A 20,082-nucleotide genomic window follows, 5' to 3' on the forward strand; every position below is an offset into this window, starting at 1 on the left:
GACAACGCTTCATCATCCCCCCCTCTACGCCCCCGCCTCTCAGAATGTGATCCCGCCGACACTCTCTGGCGTTATGTGGTTCATCACTCAAAAATATGCGTCGTTTTTTGCCATTCAGATCACGAATTTGATTTTTGCTGTGAACTTTCATCCGGTTGCGCGAATCCGTCATCCTCCCTGCTCCTCCCCCATGAAAAACTTTGTTACGGATGATTACGCTTAGCGGCTATTCCTTCACTCTTCGTTGCATTGAGTTTTCTCGCTGGCAGCAAGTACAGGAGTTCAGGATGGCGAGCGTTTCCCTTAACAGCGTGTACAAAGCCTTTGGCGATACGGTGATTTCCAGCGACATCAATCTGGAAATAGAAGAAGGCGAGTTTGTGGTGTTTGTCGGTCCGTCCGGCTGCGGTAAATCAACCCTGCTGCGCATGATTGCCGGTCTGGAAGACATCACTTCCGGCGAACTGAAGATTGGTGATAAACGCATGAACGAAGTGCCACCGGCTGATCGCGGCATCGGCATGGTGTTCCAGTCTTATGCGCTGTATCCGCATCTTTCTGTCGCAGAAAACATGTCGTTTGGCCTGAAGCTGGCCGGGGCGAAAAAAGCTGAAATCAGCCAGCGGGTCAATCAGGTTTCCGAAGTGCTGCAACTGGCGCACCTGCTCGACCGACGCCCGAAAGCCCTGTCCGGCGGACAACGTCAGCGCGTGGCGATTGGCCGTACGCTGGTGGCCGAACCGACGGTGTTCCTGCTCGATGAACCGCTTTCTAACTTAGATGCCGCGCTGCGTGTGCAGATGCGCATTGAGATTTCACGCCTGCATAAGCGCCTGAAACGCACCATGATTTACGTGACCCACGATCAGGTCGAAGCGATGACGCTGGCCGATAAAATCGTGGTGCTCGATGCCGGACATATCGCCCAGGTCGGGAAGCCGCTCGAGCTGTATCACTATCCTGCCAACCGTTTTGTCGCCGGGTTTATCGGCTCACCAAAAATGAATTTCCTGCCGGTGAAAGTCACCGGTGCTGAACCTGCGCGTGTGCAGGTCGAGTTGCCAAACCGCCAGCAAGTCTGGCTGCCGGTGGAAGGTACTGACGTGAAAGTCGGCAGCAACCTGTCACTGGGTATTCGCCCTGAACACCTTCTGCCCAGCGACGTCGCGGAAGTGACGCTGTCCGGTGAAGTGCAGGTCGTCGAGCAACTGGGTAACGAAACACAGATCCACATCCAAATTCCGGCAATTCGTCAGAACCTGGTGTACCGCCAGAACGACGTGGTGCTGGTAGAAGAAGGTGCAACATTCGCCATCGGTTTGCCGCCACACCGCTGCCATCTGTTCCGTGAAGACGGAACCGCATGTCGCCGGTTACACCCCGAACCTGGTGTTTGAAAGCACGCGATCCCCTACAGGAGAAAATGATGATCACAATGCGTAGTTCTTCCCTGGCGCTGGCAGTGGCTGCTGGCATCCTTTCTACACAAGCAATGGCGGTGGATTTCACAGGTTATGCCCGTTCGGGTATTGGCTGGACCGGCAGCGGCGGCGAACAGCAATGTTTCAAAGCAACGGGCGCAGACAGCAAATACCGTCTCGGTAACGAATGTGAGACCTATGCAGAGTTGAAACTGGGTCAGGAAGTGTGGAAAGAAGGGGATAAGAGCTTCTACTTCGACACCAACGTGGCGTATTCCGTCTCACAACAGAACGACTGGGAGTCAACCGATCCGGCTTTCCGCGAAGCAAACGTGAAGGGTAAAAACCTGATCGAATGGCTGCCGGGTTCCACCATCTGGGCCGGTAAGCGTTTCTACCAACGTCATGACGTTCACATGATCGACTTCTACTACTGGGATATTTCAGGTCCTGGTGCCGGTCTGGAAGATATCGATCTGGGCTTCGGTAAGCTGTCTCTGGCGGCAACCCGTAACACCGAAAGTGGCGGTTCATACGGTTACATCGCCGATCAGCGTGACGAAGTGCCAACCTCCAATGACGTGTTCGACGTGCGTCTGGCAGGTCTGCAAACGAACCCGGGCGGCGTGCTGGAGTTAGGTGTGGATTACGGTCGTGCCAATGCGCGTGACGGTTACACACTGGCTGACGACGCGACCAAAGACGGTTTCCTGGTCACCGCAGAACATACGCAAAGCATCTATAACGGCTACAACAAATTCGTACTGCAATACGCGTCTGATTCCATGACCGATCCGGGTCAGGGCGCGGCGAACGGCCACTCCAACGGTGCAGCCATCAACAACAACGGCAGCATGGTTCGTGTGCTCGACCACGGTGCGATCGACTTCAACGACACCTGGAGCCTGATGTACGTGGCGATGTATCAGGACGTTGACCGCGATAACAACAATGGCACCACCTGGTACACCGTCGGTGTCCGTCCGATGTACAAATGGACCCCGATCATGAGCACCTTGCTGGAAGTCGGTTACGACAACGTGAAATCCCAGCGTACCGGCGACAAAAACGGACAGTACAAAGTCACCCTGGCGCAACAATGGCAGGCGGGCGACAGCATCTGGTCACGTCCGGCCATCCGTGTGTTCGCAACCTATGCGAACTGGGATGAGAAATGGGGCTACGACACTGACAGCGGCGCAAGCAATGGCTTAGCAATGAATGACACCAGCACCCGTACCTTCAGCCGTGGTAATGACGATGAAGTAACCTTCGGCGCCCAGATGGAAATCTGGTGGTAATTTTTTCCTTCCTCCTTCGCGCTGCCGATGCGTTGGCTGCGCGTCCTCGCCCCGGTCACGTAGTTGTCTACGCTCCCGGGGACTTGGACGCTTGCCGCCTTCCGGCAACCCGAAAGAGTTTGGAAAAATGGCAATGTAAGCTTTAAAAAAACGCAGTAAAGAAGATGTGCTGGCTGGCGGATTATCGCTGATGACCGCCAGCCTTCATGGTGATTTCAAAGGAAACAATAATGAAAAAGAATCTGCTGTCACTGTGTCTGTCGCTGAGCCTGTTGGCTGCTGCCCCTGCGGTGGTGAATGCTGCGCAAAATGATGCGAATACGGCACCGGCTATTTCCAGCCAGACCTTACGCAACCTTTCATGGACGCCGCTGGTTCCGCCAGTGACGCAGGATGTGACGCTGGGGACGTCCAGTGTTGAAATCAATCAGGGTGAGATTCAGGGCGCCGTCGGGGCTTTCGCGTTGCCAGCCGACCGGGGTTCGCTTGAAATTACACTGACCAGTATCGCGACCGGTAAAACCGTGTATGCGCCAAATGTTCTGGTGCTGGATGAGCAGATGCGTCCGGCTGCGTTTTACCCTTCCAGCTATTTCCCGTATCAGAAACCGGGCATCGTCTCGAGCGACCGTCTGGAAGGCACACTGAAACTGACACCGGCACTGGGTCAGAAACAAATTTATCTGCTGGTGTACACCACCCGTCAGGATCTGGCAGAAACCACGCAGATGGTCAACCCGGCGAAAGCTTTCGCTGCGGGCGTGGGTAACGCCGTACCGGATATCCCGGATCCGATTGCCCGTCATACCCCGACCGGCACGCTGAGCCTGAAAGTCACAGCCGAGCAGAAAACCGGTAACGTGATGATTGGTCAGATCTTCCCGTCTTCCGCACCAGCCGCCGCTGCACCGGTCGTCGTCGGCAGCACACAAGCGCCTGCGCCTGCCGCAGCACCGGCAAAACCGAGCGAGCCAATGCTCAGCGATTCAGAAACCTACTTCAATGACGCGATTAAGAAAGCAGTGAAAGCAGGGGACGTCGATAAGGCCCTGAAACTGCTGGACGAAGCCGAACGTCTGGGTTCCAAAACCGCCCGTAAAACCTTTATCGAAAGCGTGAAGCACTAACTTCCTACCCTGCAAGTGCAGGAGATAAAGCAGACGGTTTTTAGCTCCTCCCCCTGCGAAGGGGGAGGCAGGGAGGGGGTTTTAATGACTAACACCTTGTTAAATCACACTTTAACTTCTTGATTTTGACCTTAATACCCCACCCCAGCCCTCCCCTTCGCAGGGGAGGGAGCCGCCCGAGTTTTATTTTCCCCGTACCCTGATTTTTCGCTCAATAAACGTCATCGTTTCCTGATCAAAATACCGGCTCGGCCAGATAAGCGAAGGTTGTACACCAATGGCCTGAGCAATCAGCATTTCGCCTTTTGGCCATGGGCGGGAAAGGGCATTCGAAAGCGTCGATGAACTCAGGCCAGCCGCACGTGAGACGGCTGCCAGCGTGGTGCCCTTCTTGCGCAATGCAGCAATAATGTCGGCCGGATGCCAGTCGTGACTAGTCATAATTGAATGCTCCTGATAAAGACTGAACAGGAACGAGATAGGGCAGGAAAGTAGGGTTGTGTGGCAGTTTCATTGATACATCTCCTTGTAGTCGTGACGACTATCACCGGAGGTGCAAATCTCATGGTGATAGCTCAGACAGGGTTTGCACTACCGGCCTACAAGGACACCGGCCTGACCGAAGTCAGCCCTGCCTGAGCCACCATTGATATTGTGAGTACAGTATTTATACTGCGCAAACAATAGGTGTGCACAAGCATTGACACTCAATGCATATCATCAAGTGCGCCCTTATAGTTTCCGGGGTGCAAATCCCGGCCACGGATTTTTCCGCAGCGGCGCGACTATAGCGTAAATAGGCGTCTTAAACCAACCAGCTAAGTGGCGTATTGGGAGTTGCTTTCCAGAGAAATTTTAGTTGTTGCAGTGAGTTGCAGTGTATCTCTCTCCCCTTCGCAGGTGAGGGAGCCGCCCGAGTTTTATTCACTCCGCCTATTTGTTACCCTGTTGTTAATTCATTCAACGGGGGATGTATGGCGTCTGCAAACTGGGTCGACTTATCGAAAGATAAAGACAGCGGGATCGAAATGATCCACGCCCATTTCGAAGGCCATGCGTACGATCCTCACTGGCATGACAGCTATCTGGTCGGCGTTACCCAGTACGGTTTGCAGCAGTTCAGTTGCCGCCGCCAGAAGCACCAGAGTTTGCCGGGCAAAGTCTTTGTAGTCGGTTTTTAGCTCCTCCCCCTGCGAAGGGGGAGGCAGGGAGGGGGTTTAGCAAACCATAAAATAGTCGATGTTTACGCATTGCGATCTGACCTTAATACCCCACCCCAGCCCTCCCCTTCGCAGGGGAGGGAGCCGCCCGAGTTTTATTCACTCCGCCTATTTGTTACCCTGTTGTTAATTCATTCAGCGGGGGATGTATGGCGTCTGCAAACTGGGTCGACTTATCGAAAGATAAAGACAGCGGGATCGAAACGATCCACGCCCATTTCGAAGGCCATGCGTACGATCCTCACTGGCATGACAGCTATCTGGTCGGCGTTACCCAGTACGGTTTGCAGCAGTTCAGTTGCCGCCGCCAGAAGCACCAGAGTTTGCCGGGCAAAGTCTTTATGCTCGAGCCGGGTGAAATTCATGACGGCGATGCCGTGCAGCCTGGCGGTTTTACCTATCACATGCTGTATCTCGATCCGCAGTGGCTGAGCCGTGAACTGGCGGCGCGGCGCGATTCGCTGTCTTCTGCCGGTGACCCGAGTTTCGAAAATACCTTAGCGCAGGATCCGCAACTGGCGCAGGCGACCTCGCGGGCGTTTCAGGCGCTGCACGGTAAAGAGCTGCGCATTGTGCGCCAGACTGCGCTCGACGGCTTGCTCAGTGCGCTGGGCGGGCATCTCACCTGGCAACCGCCGCGGCTTCTGGGGGATGCGCCCTGGTCGCGGGTGGCGCATCAGGCGCGGGAATATCTGCATGCGCATCTGCATGAAGACGTCGGCCTCGAACAACTGGCGGCGGCAACCGGTGAAAGCCGTTTTGTGGTCAGCCGTGCGTTTAAAGCCGAATTCGGATTGCCGCCGCACGCCTATCTTATTCAGCTGAAACTGACCCGCGCCCGCGAAGGGCTGGCGCTCGGGCGTACGCCGGCTGCCGTGGCCGCCGATTTAGGGTTTGCCGATCAGAGCCATCTCGGGCGCTGGTTCCGCCGTGCGTATCAGCTCACGCCAGCGCATTACCGGCGTCTGTGCACAAATCTTCCAGATTAAGAAAAAGTGACGGGTTAAGCTCAGATTTCAACTGAACCGGAGCCTGTCATCATGAATACCCCTGCAACCCTTCTTCCCTCATCCCCTGAACGCTGCGTGATTGTGATCAATCAGCAACTTGCCGCAGGACATGCCGCCAATGCCGCCGCCGTACTGGCGCTGACGCTCGGACAGCGCCATCCCGCACTGGTGGGCGAGCCGCTGATTGATGCCGATAACCGCGCCCATCCGGGGCTGATCCCGATTGGTATCAGCGTTCTGGTTGCCGACAGCGAACAACTCACGCAACTTCATCAGCACCTGCTTAATGATGAGGAAATGGACGGCATTATTTTCCCGGTCGAAGGCCAGCAAACCACCGATTACGCCGCTTTTCGCGAGGCCGTGTCGGTTGTGCCGACGGACAATCTGCAACTGCTGGGCATCGCGCTGGCGGGCAAAAAGAAAGTGGTGCGCAAACTGACCGGTAAGCTGGGATTGCTGGGCTGATGACTGTCATTTAACCCGATAAGCCTGAAATAATTTTCGTCGGTTCCTGCCTTTCCGGTAAAGTGTGGAGCGTAAAACTCGCAGAGGAAGGGACTGATGGAATACAGATTCAAGCGCATGGCATCACCGGTGGGGCTGCTGACACTGGCAGCGAAAGGCGACAAACTGACGGCGATTTTGTGGGAATGTGAAATCGACGGTCGTGTGCCGTTAGGCGAGATGCTTGAAGACCCGGCGTTTCCAATCCTGCTGAAAACCGAGCAACAGCTGAACGAATATTTTGCGGGCGAACGTACCTGTTTTGAACTGGAACTCGATTTCACCGGCACCGCATTCCAGAAGGAAGTCTGGGCGGCGTTGCTGGAAATTCCTTTTGGTGAAACGCGCAGTTATAGCGATATCGCCCGCCGGATCGGCCGCCCGAAAGCCGTTCGCGCAGTCGGTGCCGCCAATGGCCGTAACCCGATTTCCATTGTCGCACCGTGTCACCGTGTGATTGGCGCTTCCGGTAAGTTAACCGGCTTTGCCGGGGGGCTGGATAACAAGGCATTGCTGCTGAAGCTGGAAGGTCGCAAATCGTAGGGTCTTTATTGAGGAAATAAATTTCTTGATGTCCGCTTGTCAGTCGATGCATAGTCAAAAAATAAGCAGTAAATAAAAAAGACAACATCACTTACAGACGGAGTTTTACCTTAATGGATCAGATTCAATCCCTCGAACAGTTCTTATCCTCAGTGCAACAACGCGACCCGCATCAGGTCGAATTCTCTCAGGCCGTACGTGAAGTTATGACCACGCTATGGCCTTTCCTCGAACAACATCCGCAATACCGCCGTTCTGCGTTACTCGAGCGTCTGGTGGAGCCGGAGCGTGTCATTCAGTTCCGCATCGCGTGGGTGGATGACAAAAATCAGGTGCAGGTGAACCGTGGCTGGCGCGTGCAGTTCAGCTCGGCCATCGGCCCGTATAAAGGCGGGATGCGTTTCCATCCGTCGGTCAATTTATCGATTCTTAAATTCCTCGGTTTCGAACAAACCTTCAAAAATGCGCTGACCACGTTGCCGATGGGCGGCGGGAAGGGCGGCAGTGATTTCAATCCGAAGGGCAAAAGCGAAGGCGAGATCATGCGTTTCTGTCAGGCGCTGATGCTGGAACTTTATCGCCATCTCGGGCCGGATACCGATGTGCCTGCGGGCGATATCGGTGTCGGCGGGCGTGAAGTCGGCTATATGGCGGGGATGATGAAAAAGCTCTCCAACAACACCGCCAGCGTATTCACCGGCAAAGGGCTGTCGTTCGGCGGCAGCCTGATCCGCCCGGAAGCCACCGGTTACGGCCTGATCTATTTCACTGAATCGATGCTGAAACGTCATGGTCTGGATTTCGAAGGCATGCGCGTGGCGGTTTCCGGATCCGGTAACGTCGCGCAATACGCGATTGAAAAAGCCATGTCACTGGGCGCACGGGTCATTACTGCCTCAGATTCCAATGGCACCGTGGTGGATGAAGCCGGTTTTACGACAGAAAAACTGGCGCTGCTGACCGAAATCAAAGCCAGCCGCGATGGCCGCGTAGCCGATTATGCCCAAAAACTCGGCCTGACCTATCTCGAAGGCCAGCAGCCGTGGAACGTGCCGGTTGATATCGCGCTGCCCTGTGCGACACAAAATGAACTGGATGCCTCTGCGGCACGCGTGCTGATCGCCAACGGTGTGAAAGCGGTGGCGGAAGGCGCAAACATGCCGACCACGATTGAAGCAACCGATCTGTTTACCGACGCAGGCGTGTTGTTCGCGCCGGGTAAAGCGGCGAATGCCGGTGGCGTGGCCACGTCCGGCCTGGAGATGGCGCAGAACGCTGCACGTCTGAGCTGGAAAGCCGACGAAGTGGATGCGCGTCTGCGTCACATCATGCTGGATATCCACCATTCCTGCGTGGAGTTCGGGGGTGAAGGCAAACAGACCCAGTATGTGCGCGGGGCCAATATCGCCGGTTTCGTGAAAGTCGCCGATGCCATGCTGGCGCAGGGCGTGTTGTAATCCGGATTCAGGTTTCAGAAACAACAAAGCCACCTTTGCAGGTGGCTTTTTTATGCGATCAGCATACTCAGAAGTGCGTATTCAGGCTCATGTAGAACGTGCGGCCCGGTTCGTTGTAGGTGGCTGCGCCTGCGCCATACATATAGGCGCCGGTGGTGGCGTTACCCACAGTCTGGGCGTTACCTGCACGGAACTGGCGTTTGTCGAAGACGTTATCGATACCCGCCGTGACGCTGACATTTTTGGTCGCGGTGTAGGTGCCGCTCATGCCGACCACGGAATACGGGCTGACTTCATTCTTCTCGCTGCCGGTAACGGCTTCACCCTTGTAGTTGTATTTCTTCGGCTTCTGACGGCCATACCAGGTCAGGGTGGATTGCAGGGAGAGATCTTCCGTTGCCTGCCAGCTCAGCGTTGAGTTGATGGTAAATTCAGGGATGATCGACAGGTAATCGCCGGTCTCTTTGTTTTTACTTTCAATCATGTAGGTGCCGTTGTTATTCCAGGAAACGGTGCTGCTGACCGGAATGTTGAGCGTGCCTTCCAGGCCCTGTACCACGGCTTTCGGCACGTTTTCCCATTTATACACGTCGGTGGTGCCGGTGGAAGAAGTGCCGGCCGGCAGGTAGCCGGATTCGATTTTGTTACGGTAATCGTTGCGGAAATAGGTCACGCCCGCCTGATAACCGTTACGGTGGAATTCCAGCCCGATCTCCTTGTTGATGCTGGTTTCGGCATCCAGATCTTTATTCCCCACCAGATAGCAGCCGCCGCCGCTGGCCGCACAACCCTGACCTTTACTGTACAGCACGTAGTTCGGGTTGGTCTGATACAGGCTCGGCGCTTTATAGGCGCGGGCGATGCCCATTTTCAGGGTGAAATCGTCACCCAGTTCCTGCGACAGGTTGAGGGACGGACTCCAGTTATTGCCGACAATGGAGTGGTGATCGAAACGCAGTCCCGGCACCAGCATGGTGCTGTCGGTCAGCTCAATGTTGTCTTCAGCAAACAGCGAGAAAATCTCCGCCTGCGAATACGGGCTGCGGTCGGTGCTGTCGATACCGTCAATCGCGCCGCCGAGCATGGCCTGCGTATTAGAAGACGGATCTTTCATCTTCTGCTGGTTCCATTCGGTACCGAATGTGGCGGTTTGCGGCACGCCGAGTTCGAACGGTACGCTGACTTCGCTGTGCGCGAGAATATCGCCCAGCGCGATGGTGTTGAAGTCTTCGTCTGAGAAGATGCCTTCGGTACCGCCCGCCAGCCCTTCATCCATGCGCGAGTTACGGGTTTTCTCATACTGCACATAGTTGTTGGTGGTCACGCCGTTATCCCACGCGCCTTTGTAGGTCACCGAGTAAGACTGGCGGTAAATGCGGTTGGTTTCCTTGCCGTACATGCTTTTCACCAGCGCACTGGTGTTGGTGTTTTGCGTGTCGCCCGCATACAGGTTGCCCTGACGGCTGTTGGACACTTCAAATTCCAGTGACTGCATTCGGGCGAAATCCCAGTGCAGCAGGGCATCGATGTTTTTATCGATCACACCTTCACGGCCTGCCGGCACGGTGTCGGCATAGGTGCCGGTGCGTTCGGACTGATGACCGTCGTTGATGTACTGCGCGTCGGCCTGCGTTTTGCTGTAGCCACCGAACAGACGGAAACTGAACTGATCGTTGAGCGGGCCGGAGAGGCTGAAGTCGGTACGTTTGGTCGAGCCTTCGTCTTTATGCTGCGGTGCGTTCAGGTAGGTATTCCAGGAACCGTGCCACTCCTGCGTGTCTTTTTTGGTGATGATGTTCACCACGCCACCTGCAGCGCCGTTGCCGTAACGGGCGGCTGCCGGGCCACGGATCACTTCGATGCGCTCGATCATATCCGGCGGAACCCAGCTGGTGTCGCCACGGGTATCGCGCTCGCCACGCCAGCCCTGACGCACCGAGTTGCGGCTGTTGACCGGTTTACCGTCGATCAACACCAGGGTGTTTTCCGGGCCCATGCCACGGATGTCGATCTGGCGGTTATTACCGCGCTGGCCGCTGGTGGAGTTGCCGGTCAGGTTGACGCCGGGCATGGTGCGGATCAGTTCGTTGATGTCGCGTGCCGGAGGGCGTTTCTGGATTTCGTCGGAAGTGATGGTCGATACACCGGGAGCCTGAAGGTTTTGTTGTGCGGCGGTGATTACCAGCGTATCGCCGGTGTCTTTCGTGGCGTCTTCGGTGGTCTGGCTGGCTTCTGCTGTGCCGGTTGCGGAAGTTTCAGCTGCGCTGGCGGGTAAAGTGAGCGCCGATCCCAGCCCGATTAAGGTTGCCAGAGAATAGTGTGGTAGCCTGCTTTTCATATTGGATTCTGCCCTGAAATCCATCCTTTCCTGCAATATCGTCTTAATGAACAGGAGGATGGCCTGTTGTATGTGTATTTTTATCGTCCCGTTTTACGGGCGGTTACACACTATTGCAATTGAAAATAATTATCAATACGATTCCCATTCCTTATTTGTTGGGATTGTGTAAAGGCTCCGACAGGGAGTGTCTGTTCTTCACGATGTAAAAGGCGGCAAAGCGAAAAAATGATGAAATCCTCGTCTGCGGAAAAACCGACCGCACAGACCCTGTTATCCGCCGGTGATGCGGGCAGCGCGGCGTGGTGGAATGAAATTAACACGCAGGGATCGCCGTGGATCGAACGGCCGGTCGATGGCCTGTGCAACGTGACGTTCTTCTGGCGGGATCCGCAAGGCAGTGAGGCGACATCGGATTTCCAGCGTGTGTGGATCAACATCAACGGCATCACCGATCATCATCAGCCGAAGCCGCCGCAGAGTTTGCAACGGCTGGCGGGCACAGACGTCTGGTTCCTGCATATCGCATTGCGTTCCGGCTGGCGCGGCAGCTACAGCCTGATCCCACGGACGGAAACGGGGGGCGAGTTCCCGCAGGATCCTGATGCGTATACCGCTATGCTGGCGGCACGCGACTGGTGGAAGGATATGTTCGCCCATGCGATCCACGATCCGCTCAATCTGAATCATCCGTGGCCGGGAGCAAAATCTCACGCGCTGTCGCCTTTGCATATGCCCGACGCCATGCCGCAACCGGCCTGGCGCGAGTTCGATCTGCACGGCGCTCAACCGCCGCAGGCACCGGCAAAACTGCAAATCTATCAGTGGAACAGCGCGCGTCTGGGAAACCGGCGCAAGGTCTGGATTTACACCACCGGTGACAGTCAGGATCTGGCGTCGCGCCCGCTGGCATTACTTCTCGACGGCCAGTTCTGGGCGCAGCAGATGCCGGTCTGGCAGCCGCTGATGCAACTGACGCAGGAAGGCAGCCTGCCGCAGGCGGTCTACGTGCTGATCGACGTGATTGATACGCAAACCCGCAGTCGCGAACTGACCTGTAATGCGAATTTCTGGCAGGCGATACAGGAGGAATTATTGCCCGCCGTGGCCGCGCTCGCGCCGCACAGTGACAGCGCGGACAAAACGGTGGTGGCAGGGCAGAGTTTCGGCGGGCTTTCGTCGCTGTATGCCGGTTTACACTGGCCGCAGCGGTTCGGTTGCGTGCTCAGTCAGTCCGGCTCTTTCTGGTGGCCGCGACGCAATAAAGCGCAGCAGGGGGAATATCCTGACGACGCCGATCTGTTATTGCGTGAGGTGAGCAACGGGCTGGGCGCGGCCAGCCATCTGAAGATTTTCATGGAAGCGGGCAGCAATGAGCGGCTGATTTATCAGGTGAATAACCAGATGGATGAGCTGCTGGGCCGCACCGGAAACAGCGTGCGTTATCGGGTGGTGGATGCCGGTCACGACGCGCTCAGCTGGCGCGGCGGTTTACTCGATGGCCTTCAATGTCTGTGGAATGAAGCGCCATCGGGCGCCGGAGTTTCAGCCGTTACCCAGCGGGATGATTAACGGCGTATGCGAAACCGGGCAGTCGATAATGGCGCAGCGCAGCCCGAAAACCTGTTCGATCAGCGCCGGTGTGACGATATCCGCCGGTGCGCCCTCCGCCAGTATTTTGCCATCGCGCATTGCAATCAGGTGCCCGGCGTAACGGCACGCCTGATTCAGGTCGTGTAACACCACCACCAGCGTGCGGCCATTTTCCTGATTCAGACGACACATCAGTTCCATCAAATCAATCTGATGAGCAATATCCAGCCAGGTCGTCGGCTCATCCAGCAGCAGCAGCGGCGTTTGTTGTGCCAGCACCATGGCGATCCACACCCGCTGGCGCTGGCCGCCGGAAAGCGAGTTAACGGTGCTTTCCGCCAGTTCAGCGACGCCGGTGGCGCGCATGGCCTCGCTGACCGCCAGCGTATCCTGTGCCGTCCAGCGGCGGAACAGGCTCTGATGCGGGTAACGCCCGCGAGCCACCAGATCCGCCACGCTGATATCGCCCGGTGCCGTTGAGCTTTGCGGCAGCAGGCCGAGGCGTTTCGCCACGTCCCGGGTGCCGTAATCGCCAATCAGCTTACCGTCGAGAAATACCGCGCCGGATTGCGGCTGCATCAGGCGGCTGAGCGTGCGTAATAGCGTGGATTTTCCGCAGGCATTCGGCCCGATAATCACCGTCAGCTTGCCCTGCGGAATGGACACAGAGAGGTCGCGGGCGACGATTTTTTTATCGTAGCCCAGCGTCAGATCTTCCGCGTACAACGGTGAAGCGTGTTCAGTATTCATGAGCGTCGTGACTCCCGGATGAGCAACCCAATCAGATAAATGCCGCCGAGACTGACGGTCAGCACGCCCACAGGTAACTGATAGGGCAGGAACAGCCGTTGTGCGGTGACATCGGCGGCCAGCAACAGCAGGGCGCCGGTCAGTGCGGCGAAGAACAACGCATGTTGCTGGCTGGCGCACAGGCGGCGTGAAATCTGCGGTGAGACCAGCGCAATAAAGGAGATCGGCCCGGCCAGCGCGGTGGCAGCGGCGGTCAGCGCCACGCCCGCCAGCATCAGCAGCAGGCGGGAACGCTCAACCGGAACGCCCAGCGCACAGGCGGCATCATCGCCCATTTCCAGCAGCCGCATCGGCGCGGATAAGCAACGCGCCAGAATGCAGGCGGCGACGATCATCCCCGCCACCGGCAGGCTTTTCTCCCATGTGATGCCGTTAAGCGAACCGGCATTCCACAAGCCAGCCGTCAGTGCCGACTCCAGCGAGGCGTGAATAATCAGCCAGGTATTGGCTGCAATCAGCAACGCGCGTACGCCGATACCGACAATAATCAGGCGGAAGGTTTCGACGCCCTGACGCCATGCCAGCGCGTAAACCACCAGCGCGGTCAGTACGCCACCCGCCATCGCGCCGGACACGGTTTCGCCTGCGCCGCCGTTAAACAACACGATGACCAGCAGAACACCGGTATACGCGCCGGTGTTAAAACCGATAACGTCCGGGCTGCCCAGCGGATTGCGCAGCAGCGACTGGAAAATCGCGCCGCTGACACCGAGCGCGGCACCGAGCACCATCGCCATCACCACGCGTGGCAGACGCCATTGGGTGACAATAATGCTCAGGTTTTTCGGCCCGTCGCCGAGCAGGGCAGAGATTACCTGCGACGGGGTCAGCGCGAGTGTGCCGCTCCCCAGCGCGTAAATCGCCAGTAAAATCAGGCACAACACCAGCCCGCAGGCGGTCAGAAACGGGCGCGACAACAGCACAGGTTTTTTCAGCGGGCGAGGTGTTGTCAGGATCTGGCTCATGATTAACCTCTGCGTAATCCGCCGGGACGGCGTACAAGGAAAATAAGCACCGGCGCGCCGATAAAGGCCACCACCACGGAAACCCGTAATTCGCCGGTCACCAGAAAACGTCCGGCGATATCCGCCGCCAGCAGCAATGTCGGCGTTAACACCAGCGTCCACAGCAGCATCCAGCGTGGATCCGCGCGACAGATCCAGCGCGCTATGTGCGGCACCATCAGGCCGACAAAGGCGATCGGCCCCACGGCGGCCGTCGCACTGCTGCACAATAGGGTAATCGCCAGTAATCCCAGCAACTGCGTGGTGGCGATTTTGGTACCCAGCGCCGTCGCCAGTTCGCTGCCCATCGACAGATTATTCAGCGCGCGGGTCATCAGTAAGCTCAGAACAACAGCAAAAATCACCGGCGGCGTGACGGTGTTAATCACCGCGATGTTACGGATATCCAGCGAGCCGGCCTGCCAGAATCGCAACTGGTCGTAGACGGTCGGGTTGAGCAGGGAAATCCCTGAAGACATGCCTTCCAGCACCGCGCCGAGCGCGACGCCCGCGAGGGTCAGGCGTACCGGATCCAGTTTTCCGCGCCCCAGCGCCCCGATCATGGCGACCAGTAATGTCGCCAGCAGGGCACCGGCAAAAGCGAACCACAGATAATGGCTGACATCTGTTGCGCCAAAGAAGGCTATCCCGATAACCACCGCGAAGGCGGCACCGGCGTTGACGCCGAGAATGCCGGGATCGGCCAGCGGATTGCGGGTGAGGATCTGCATCAGCGCGCCCGATAGTCCGAGCGCCATGCCGGCCAGTAAACCGGCCAGCGTGCGCGGTACACGGGCATCCGTGACGATCATGCAATCCGCGCCCGTACACTGACCGTGCAGCGCGGAGATGACGGTGCTGAGCGGCAGTGATTTTTCACCCAGCACCAGACTCAGCGCGATCATCAGGCAGAGCAGCAACAGCGCAAAACACAGCGTCGTAAGATTTTTTATTGAGCGGGGCATCAGTGCGTAACGAACAATTTTTCAAGCTGATTCAGCATATTGCTGGCGCTGTAATAATCGAGCCGGAAGGTGTCATCGCCCATCGCATACACCCGCCCCGCCTGCACGGCGGGTAACGTCGCCAGAAAGGGATTGGTCAGCAGACGCTGTGCATCGGCCTGATTCGCGGAGAATAACAGCAGCGTCTGGCCGTTCATTGCATCCGGCATTTTTTCACCGGCAAGCTGGATGATGTCATGGCGTTTACCCTGACTGTAGCTGGCGGCAAGATTCAGCGGAACCGGCGCAAGGGTAAACCCCAGTTGCTGGAGGAGCTGACCTTGTGGCGAAACCGGCGTCCAGAGATTGGCACTTTTACCATCAGATCCGTATACCAGCGCGGAGACCGGCTGCGGCGGCAGCGTTATGGCCTTTTTCACCTGCGCTTCACGTTGTGAAAACTGTGCAATGACGCTGGCGGCATCGGCTTCTTTACCTGTCGCCTGACCTAATTCGGTGGCGAGTTCCTGCCAGCTTTTATCGTCGTAATTGACCACCATGACCGGCGCAATGGCCGACAGCTGATCATAGAGTTTCAGGGCTGAATCGCCGCCGGTGGCCGCGATAATAATGAGATCCGGTGCCTCACCGGCAATGGCTTCGGCATTGGGTTCACCGATATAGAGCCGCTGCACGCCGCGCTGTTTCGCAATATCCCCCCACTGGCGGAAAAAGCCCTGCGCGTCGGAAACATGATTATTTGGCGCGGTGGCTCCGCTGGCGATGACCGGCGCATGAATCGCCAGCAATGTCCCTGTGACGGTCACGCTGGTTGAGACAATACGCTGAGGCGGTTGTTGTAACGTGATGCTGCCCTTCGGGGTCATGATCGTACGCGGCCAGCCATCTGCGAAAACCTGCGTGGTGAACATCAGTGATAAAAGCAGTGCCACTGTCCCTGAAAAACGACGAAAACCGGCCCTTGTCATTGGATCCATTCCTGAATTTTTAATGTTAATGGTTATCATTATTATATCTGGCGGGGGTAAGGTCAATCGCAGAGGGACGGCAAAACGTTGCCCGGACACTGGCCGGGCAACGTTTTGCGGGATCAGAAACTGTAATTGAAGGTGGCGGACTATGCCGCCTGGTGCGAAGCGATGATCGACGGGGTCAGGCATTTGCAGAGGGGGTAAAATGAAAGCTGGAGAAACTGACTGATTTTTAATCCATATCAATCGATGCGGCTAATGAAACAATGATACTTAATTTTTCATTGGCGAGACAAATACCTATGTTTACCGCGGCAAGATCCTCCGTCTGTCTTCTGGCATTGATCCTCTCTTTATTTACTTTTCCGTCTGCTGCAAAAAGCGGAAAACTCTCTGATGACGCTGTTAAGCAACTCATCATTCAGGAGTCTATTGATTCCTATTCGGGCAACTGCGCCTGTCCTTTCAACTCAGCCCGAAATGGCAGCAGTTGTGGAAGACGCAGCGCATGGAGTCGGGCCGGTGGCTACGCCCCGATTTGCTATAAAGATGAAGTGACAAAAGATATGGTTCAGGAATGGCGGGGAAGTCATGCAAGTTGAAGAGGGGAATTGATTCACGATGGGGGTAATACCTCTATATCAGGCATATCGCGAATAAAAAAAGGACTCAGATAATCACTTATCTAAATCCTTGAATTTTGGTGGCCCTTGCTGGACTTGAACCAGCCACCAAGCGATTATTAGTTCCTATCTAAACAACCGAGAATCAATGGTTTACTTTATTTATCATTGACATAGATTGCCAGTGTTTGCCATTGTTTACCCATTTTAGGCCACCTCTATCGCCACTTTATCGCCATAATCATGGTGTCAAAGTTTCTGGATGTTAAGGGTTTTCAATAAACATAAAAATATGCGAATGACTTAGGAGGTTGTAGTAGTGGGTGCTTCCTTGAGTTAAGGAGCCCCCATCCACTCATCCCGTAACTCGCATTACGCGCATTTACGGCTACCCTAATTCCGTCAATGATATTGAACATGTTTTCGCTCTCGACAACCAGGCCATCCAAATTATTGTCAAGAAACATTCCCTTTAAAACTTCAACTTTTCTATCAGATAAATTGAAATCGAGAATTATTTTTCTAAGTGACGTTCTAATTTTTATGTTATTTCCTTCATACACATAATCCCATGCTGCTGTGTAAACAATGAGTTCCCCTCTTTCGATATAAAGAAGAGTATTTCCTACATCATCTGTGATTACTATAGACACTGAAAGCCATCCATTTTCACTGTGTATAGTGAAAAAACTTTTACCATTTATCCATATGAGATCATAATCAACATTTATGTTTGGGTTCCAACCGGACAATAAGTTGCTACCGAGTAGAATTGTTAGTTGTTTTGCAGGTTCGATTTTGTAGACAGTTGTACGGGCTTTCCCTTTATTGAAAGGATGCAATTTTGCCTCTCTAATTCGCTCTTTAGAGAGTTTTTTTGTGGTTTTGGAAGAGTGATGGTTAGGGCAAAGCAGAATTAAATTATCTGCCGTGTGCTCTTTTACCCCGGCATATTCTTCAATGTGGTCATATTCAAAAAAAGGCATTCCACATATTGCACATCCAAAACCACATTGCCGTCTTACTTCCCTTTTTATATGTGCCGGGATATCAGGTCTAGATTCTTTCATACAGTTGCCCTTGTATTAAATGCAGACGATAGGGGATTCAATTTTACCGCGTCTTCTAAATGATCAGGTGCAAAATGCGAATAACGCATAGTCATTTTAATATCAGTGTGACCTAGTACACGTTTTAAAACTAGGGTGTTACCACCATTCATCATAAAGTGAGATGCAAAAGTATGGTGCAGAACGTGTTTTAGCTGCCCAGCGGGTAATTCAATGTTAGTTCATTCAAGTTCGGTACGGAGGGCTCCAGAGCAACCTTTGAAGAACATGCCTTTTTTCACTTATGGAAGTGGGTTGTAAATCTCTTCACTTATGGGAATAGTTCGGCTTTTAGTCTTTATGGGGTGATTTTATATTTTGCGCCCTGAATTTCATTTAATTTCTATATGCCTGAGTTGAAGTTAGTTAAGCAAAAGACCAAATGCTCTTGTTATTCGGTGGCAGTCTGGTTATTCCATGTCACGTAACTCTGCGAAATTATTTTTTCATGTTAAATGAACTGTTAAAGCAAAAAGATATATAAATGCTGTTTGAAAAACTTATTTTTTATTCGTTACCATGATTTTTTTCACAAGCTCAGCGCTAATGGAGGGGTTCTGAATAGTGAAAGTAATAATTTTCTGAAAATTAGCTTTTTTTGATCAAGTCGGCACAAGAGTGATGTTTTTCAAGCGTATTATCTTTACGGATATGAAATAAACCACAGGAGGTGTTAAAGATGGCTATCCCCGTTTACTTATGGCTTAAGGACGATGGCGGCGCAGATATAAAAGGTTCAGTAGATGTCACAGGACGCGAGTGCAGTATAGAGGTGTTGGCGATTAATCATAGTGTTTCGCTACCCACAGATAATAATACAGGAAAAATAGCAGGTAAGAGGATCCATAGCTCATTTGGGTTTGATAAAGAAATCGATTCTTCTTCCCCCTATTTGTACAAAGCTATATGCACCGGTCAGACACTAGATTCCGCAGAGTTCAGATATTACCGAATTAATGATTCCGGGCAGGAAGAACTTTATTTTACCGCCACCCTTGAAGCGGTGAAGGTGGTGAGTGTAATGCCGCTGATGTATGACATTAAATCTGCATACGGTGAAGCGCGTAACCATTTGGAAGCCATTGAGCTGCGTTATGAAAAAATTACGTGGCGCTATCTTGATGGCAATATTTCTCATTCAGACGCATGGAACGAGCGCGCCACTGTTAAGGAGCAACATAAATGACGTGGACATACCATCAGAGTACGGGAAATCTCTATAAAGATGGAGAGTTAATTGAGAGCGGTTATTCCGGTGTTTTTACCAATAAAAATAACCCGGATCGTGAACATGTTAAGGGGATGGGGCCGATTCCAAGGGGAACTTATCGAATCAATGGCTATACAGATCATAAAGGGCCATTCACGATAAATCTGGAACCTCAGGGAACCACGCATGGCCGTGATAGTTTCCGTATACACGGGGAACGGGTAAATAAGCCAGCTGGCTTTGCTTCAGCGGGTTGCATCATCATGAGTAATCAAACTCGCAGGATGGTGGCACGGTCTGTTGATAATCAATTAGAGGTGGTGCGTTGAGGTGCTATCTGATGATTATCCCACTGGCGTTTTTAGCCTTTGGCATATTGGCATCACCACTCACACCGGAATCACTTCACTCATCCATTGTTAAAGCAGGTGCTGACGCTACTCTTCACACAATGAGCAATAGTGATTGGGATCGTTTTTACGACGCAGTGAAAGACGGTAAGCCGGAATGGATAAAGCTGATACCTGAGGTGACACCGGGAACGGATGCGGGAAGAGCTGAGGATTTAGCACCAATGCTGGCGCTGGGATTATCCAAAGCACCTGTAGCGGTTCTTAGTGTGTTGAATGACCGTGTGTATTCGCATCTTACTGGTTCAGAGGTGGTTTGCTCGATGCCGTTCATCGAGCCTACCCGCGATTCGATTTATCGCTATTACAAGCGCACACGCACGGCTCTGGTAAAAGTAGGGGTAACGGGTACAAAGTGTCTGGCTATTCTGGATGCCTCCATGCAGTCGATAAAAAAGAATGATAGTCAGGGCAAAATTGAATGGGGTGAAGGCGAATATTGATCCCATTCTGTCGCTGACTG

The 20,082-nt window shown here is 54.2% G+C and carries 19 protein-coding genes and 2 pseudogenes; 13 read left to right on the top strand and 8 right to left on the bottom strand.

What is annotated here, in order from left to right:
* The first annotated feature begins 287 nt into the window (after positions 1 to 287).
* The 3 genes from malK to malM all read left to right on the top strand — a co-directional run bounded on the left by malK (position 288) and on the right by malM (position 3,849).
* Positions 288 to 1,397, top strand: a complete 1,110-nt coding sequence (malK, locus tag J9880_RS10480; RefSeq protein WP_095923605.1) for a maltose/maltodextrin ABC transporter ATP-binding protein MalK — start codon at positions 288 to 290, stop codon at positions 1,395 to 1,397.
* A gap of 26 nt (positions 1,398 to 1,423) precedes the next feature.
* Positions 1,424 to 2,722, top strand: a complete 1,299-nt coding sequence (locus J9880_RS10485; RefSeq protein ID WP_162928584.1) for a maltoporin — start codon at positions 1,424 to 1,426, stop codon at positions 2,720 to 2,722.
* A gap of 230 nt (positions 2,723 to 2,952) precedes the next feature.
* Complete coding sequence (malM, locus tag J9880_RS10490) at positions 2,953 to 3,849, top strand: maltose operon protein MalM (protein ID WP_095923603.1); 897 nt, start codon at positions 2,953 to 2,955, stop codon at positions 3,847 to 3,849.
* A 183-nt stretch (positions 3,850 to 4,032) separates the two neighbouring features.
* Here the strand turns inward: malM and J9880_RS10495 are convergent, their stop codons facing one another.
* A complete protein-coding gene (locus tag J9880_RS10495; RefSeq protein ID WP_119823331.1) occupies positions 4,033 to 4,290 on the bottom strand; it encodes a helix-turn-helix domain-containing protein in 258 nt (85 codons plus the stop codon).
* A gap of 533 nt (positions 4,291 to 4,823) precedes the next feature.
* Here J9880_RS10495 and J9880_RS10500 point away from each other — a divergent pair.
* The 5 genes and pseudogenes from J9880_RS10500 to gdhA form a co-directional block, all read left to right on the top strand.
* Positions 4,824 to 5,021: pseudogene (locus J9880_RS10500) on the top strand (AraC family ligand binding domain-containing protein); the annotation flags it as partial.
* A gap of 197 nt (positions 5,022 to 5,218) precedes the next feature.
* Positions 5,219 to 6,058, top strand: a complete 840-nt coding sequence (locus J9880_RS10505; protein ID WP_133823331.1) for an AraC family transcriptional regulator — start codon at positions 5,219 to 5,221, stop codon at positions 6,056 to 6,058.
* Positions 6,059 to 6,109: 51 nt separating this feature from the next.
* Positions 6,110 to 6,547, top strand: coding sequence for a DUF2000 domain-containing protein (locus tag J9880_RS10510; protein ID WP_119823325.1), 438 nt, complete (start codon positions 6,110 to 6,112; stop codon positions 6,545 to 6,547).
* Positions 6,548 to 6,643: 96 nt separating this feature from the next.
* Entirely contained in the window at positions 6,644 to 7,129 is a 486-nt protein-coding gene (locus tag J9880_RS10515) for a methylated-DNA--[protein]-cysteine S-methyltransferase (RefSeq protein ID WP_095923599.1), read from the top strand.
* Between the two features lie 113 nt (positions 7,130 to 7,242).
* Positions 7,243 to 8,586 (top strand): NADP-specific glutamate dehydrogenase, encoded by a 1,344-nt coding sequence (gene gdhA, locus J9880_RS10520; protein ID WP_095923598.1) that lies wholly within the window; start codon positions 7,243 to 7,245, stop codon positions 8,584 to 8,586.
* Between the two features lie 67 nt (positions 8,587 to 8,653).
* On the opposite strand, the gene J9880_RS10525 is transcribed toward gdhA, so the two are convergent.
* Positions 8,654 to 10,924: a TonB-dependent siderophore receptor gene (locus J9880_RS10525; protein WP_095925221.1), complete on the bottom strand. Its 2,271-nt coding sequence runs from the start codon at positions 10,922 to 10,924 to the stop codon at positions 8,654 to 8,656.
* Between the two features lie 231 nt (positions 10,925 to 11,155).
* On the opposite strand from J9880_RS10525, the gene fes reads away from it, so the two are divergent.
* Positions 11,156 to 12,496, top strand: a complete 1,341-nt coding sequence (gene fes, locus J9880_RS10530; RefSeq protein WP_232770462.1) for an enterochelin esterase — start codon at positions 11,156 to 11,158, stop codon at positions 12,494 to 12,496.
* Here the strand turns inward: fes and J9880_RS10535 are convergent.
* From J9880_RS10535 to fepB, 4 genes are read right to left on the bottom strand one after another with little or no spacing between them, the layout of a single operon-like run.
* Complete coding sequence (locus J9880_RS10535; RefSeq protein WP_095923579.1) at positions 12,470 to 13,267, bottom strand: ATP-binding cassette domain-containing protein; 798 nt, start codon at positions 13,265 to 13,267, stop codon at positions 12,470 to 12,472. The genes fes and J9880_RS10535 overlap by 27 nt on opposite strands.
* Entirely contained in the window at positions 13,264 to 14,292 is a 1,029-nt protein-coding gene (gene fepG, locus J9880_RS10540) for an iron-enterobactin ABC transporter permease (protein WP_131693284.1), read from the bottom strand. Before fepG ends, J9880_RS10535 begins: the two co-directional genes overlap by 4 nt.
* Before the next feature lie 2 nt (positions 14,293 to 14,294).
* Positions 14,295 to 15,296, bottom strand: a complete 1,002-nt coding sequence (gene fepD, locus J9880_RS10545; protein WP_232770421.1) for a Fe(3+)-siderophore ABC transporter permease — start codon at positions 15,294 to 15,296, stop codon at positions 14,295 to 14,297.
* On the bottom strand, positions 15,296 to 16,264 hold the full coding sequence (fepB, locus tag J9880_RS10550; protein ID WP_095923576.1) for a Fe2+-enterobactin ABC transporter substrate-binding protein: 969 nt from the start codon (positions 16,262 to 16,264) through the stop codon (positions 15,296 to 15,298). Before fepB ends, fepD begins: the two co-directional genes overlap by 1 nt.
* A 305-nt stretch (positions 16,265 to 16,569) precedes the next feature.
* On the opposite strand from fepB, the gene J9880_RS10555 reads away from it, so the two are divergent.
* Positions 16,570 to 16,869: a hypothetical protein gene (locus J9880_RS10555; protein ID WP_119823464.1), complete on the top strand. Its 300-nt coding sequence runs from the start codon at positions 16,570 to 16,572 to the stop codon at positions 16,867 to 16,869.
* Positions 16,870 to 17,165: 296 nt separating this feature from the next.
* Here J9880_RS10555 and J9880_RS10560 read toward each other — a convergent pair whose 3' ends face one another.
* A complete protein-coding gene (locus tag J9880_RS10560; protein ID WP_232770422.1) occupies positions 17,166 to 17,960 on the bottom strand; it encodes an HNH endonuclease signature motif containing protein in 795 nt (264 codons plus the stop codon).
* A pseudogene (locus tag J9880_RS10565) lies at positions 17,957 to 18,339 on the bottom strand (tyrosine-type recombinase/integrase); the annotation flags it as partial. The pseudogene J9880_RS10565 and the gene J9880_RS10560, both read right to left, overlap by 4 nt.
* 339 nt (positions 18,340 to 18,678) lie before the next feature.
* Between J9880_RS10565 and tssD the strand changes: the two are divergent.
* From tssD to J9880_RS10580, 3 genes are read left to right on the top strand one after another with little or no spacing between them, the layout of a single operon-like run.
* On the top strand, positions 18,679 to 19,185 hold the full coding sequence (tssD, locus tag J9880_RS10570; protein WP_232770423.1) for a type VI secretion system tube protein TssD: 507 nt from the start codon (positions 18,679 to 18,681) through the stop codon (positions 19,183 to 19,185).
* Positions 19,182 to 19,538: a tlde1 domain-containing protein gene (locus J9880_RS10575; RefSeq protein ID WP_232770424.1), complete on the top strand. Its 357-nt coding sequence runs from the start codon at positions 19,182 to 19,184 to the stop codon at positions 19,536 to 19,538. Before tssD ends, J9880_RS10575 begins: the two co-directional genes overlap by 4 nt.
* A gap of 11 nt (positions 19,539 to 19,549) precedes the next feature.
* On the top strand, positions 19,550 to 20,062 hold the full coding sequence (locus J9880_RS10580; protein ID WP_232770425.1) for a hypothetical protein: 513 nt from the start codon (positions 19,550 to 19,552) through the stop codon (positions 20,060 to 20,062).
* The last annotated feature ends 20 nt before the right edge of the window (positions 20,063 to 20,082 follow it).

It is taken from the genome of Rahnella victoriana (assembly GCF_021276285.1).
Taxonomy (GTDB): Bacteria; Pseudomonadota; Gammaproteobacteria; order Enterobacterales; family Enterobacteriaceae; genus Rahnella; species Rahnella victoriana.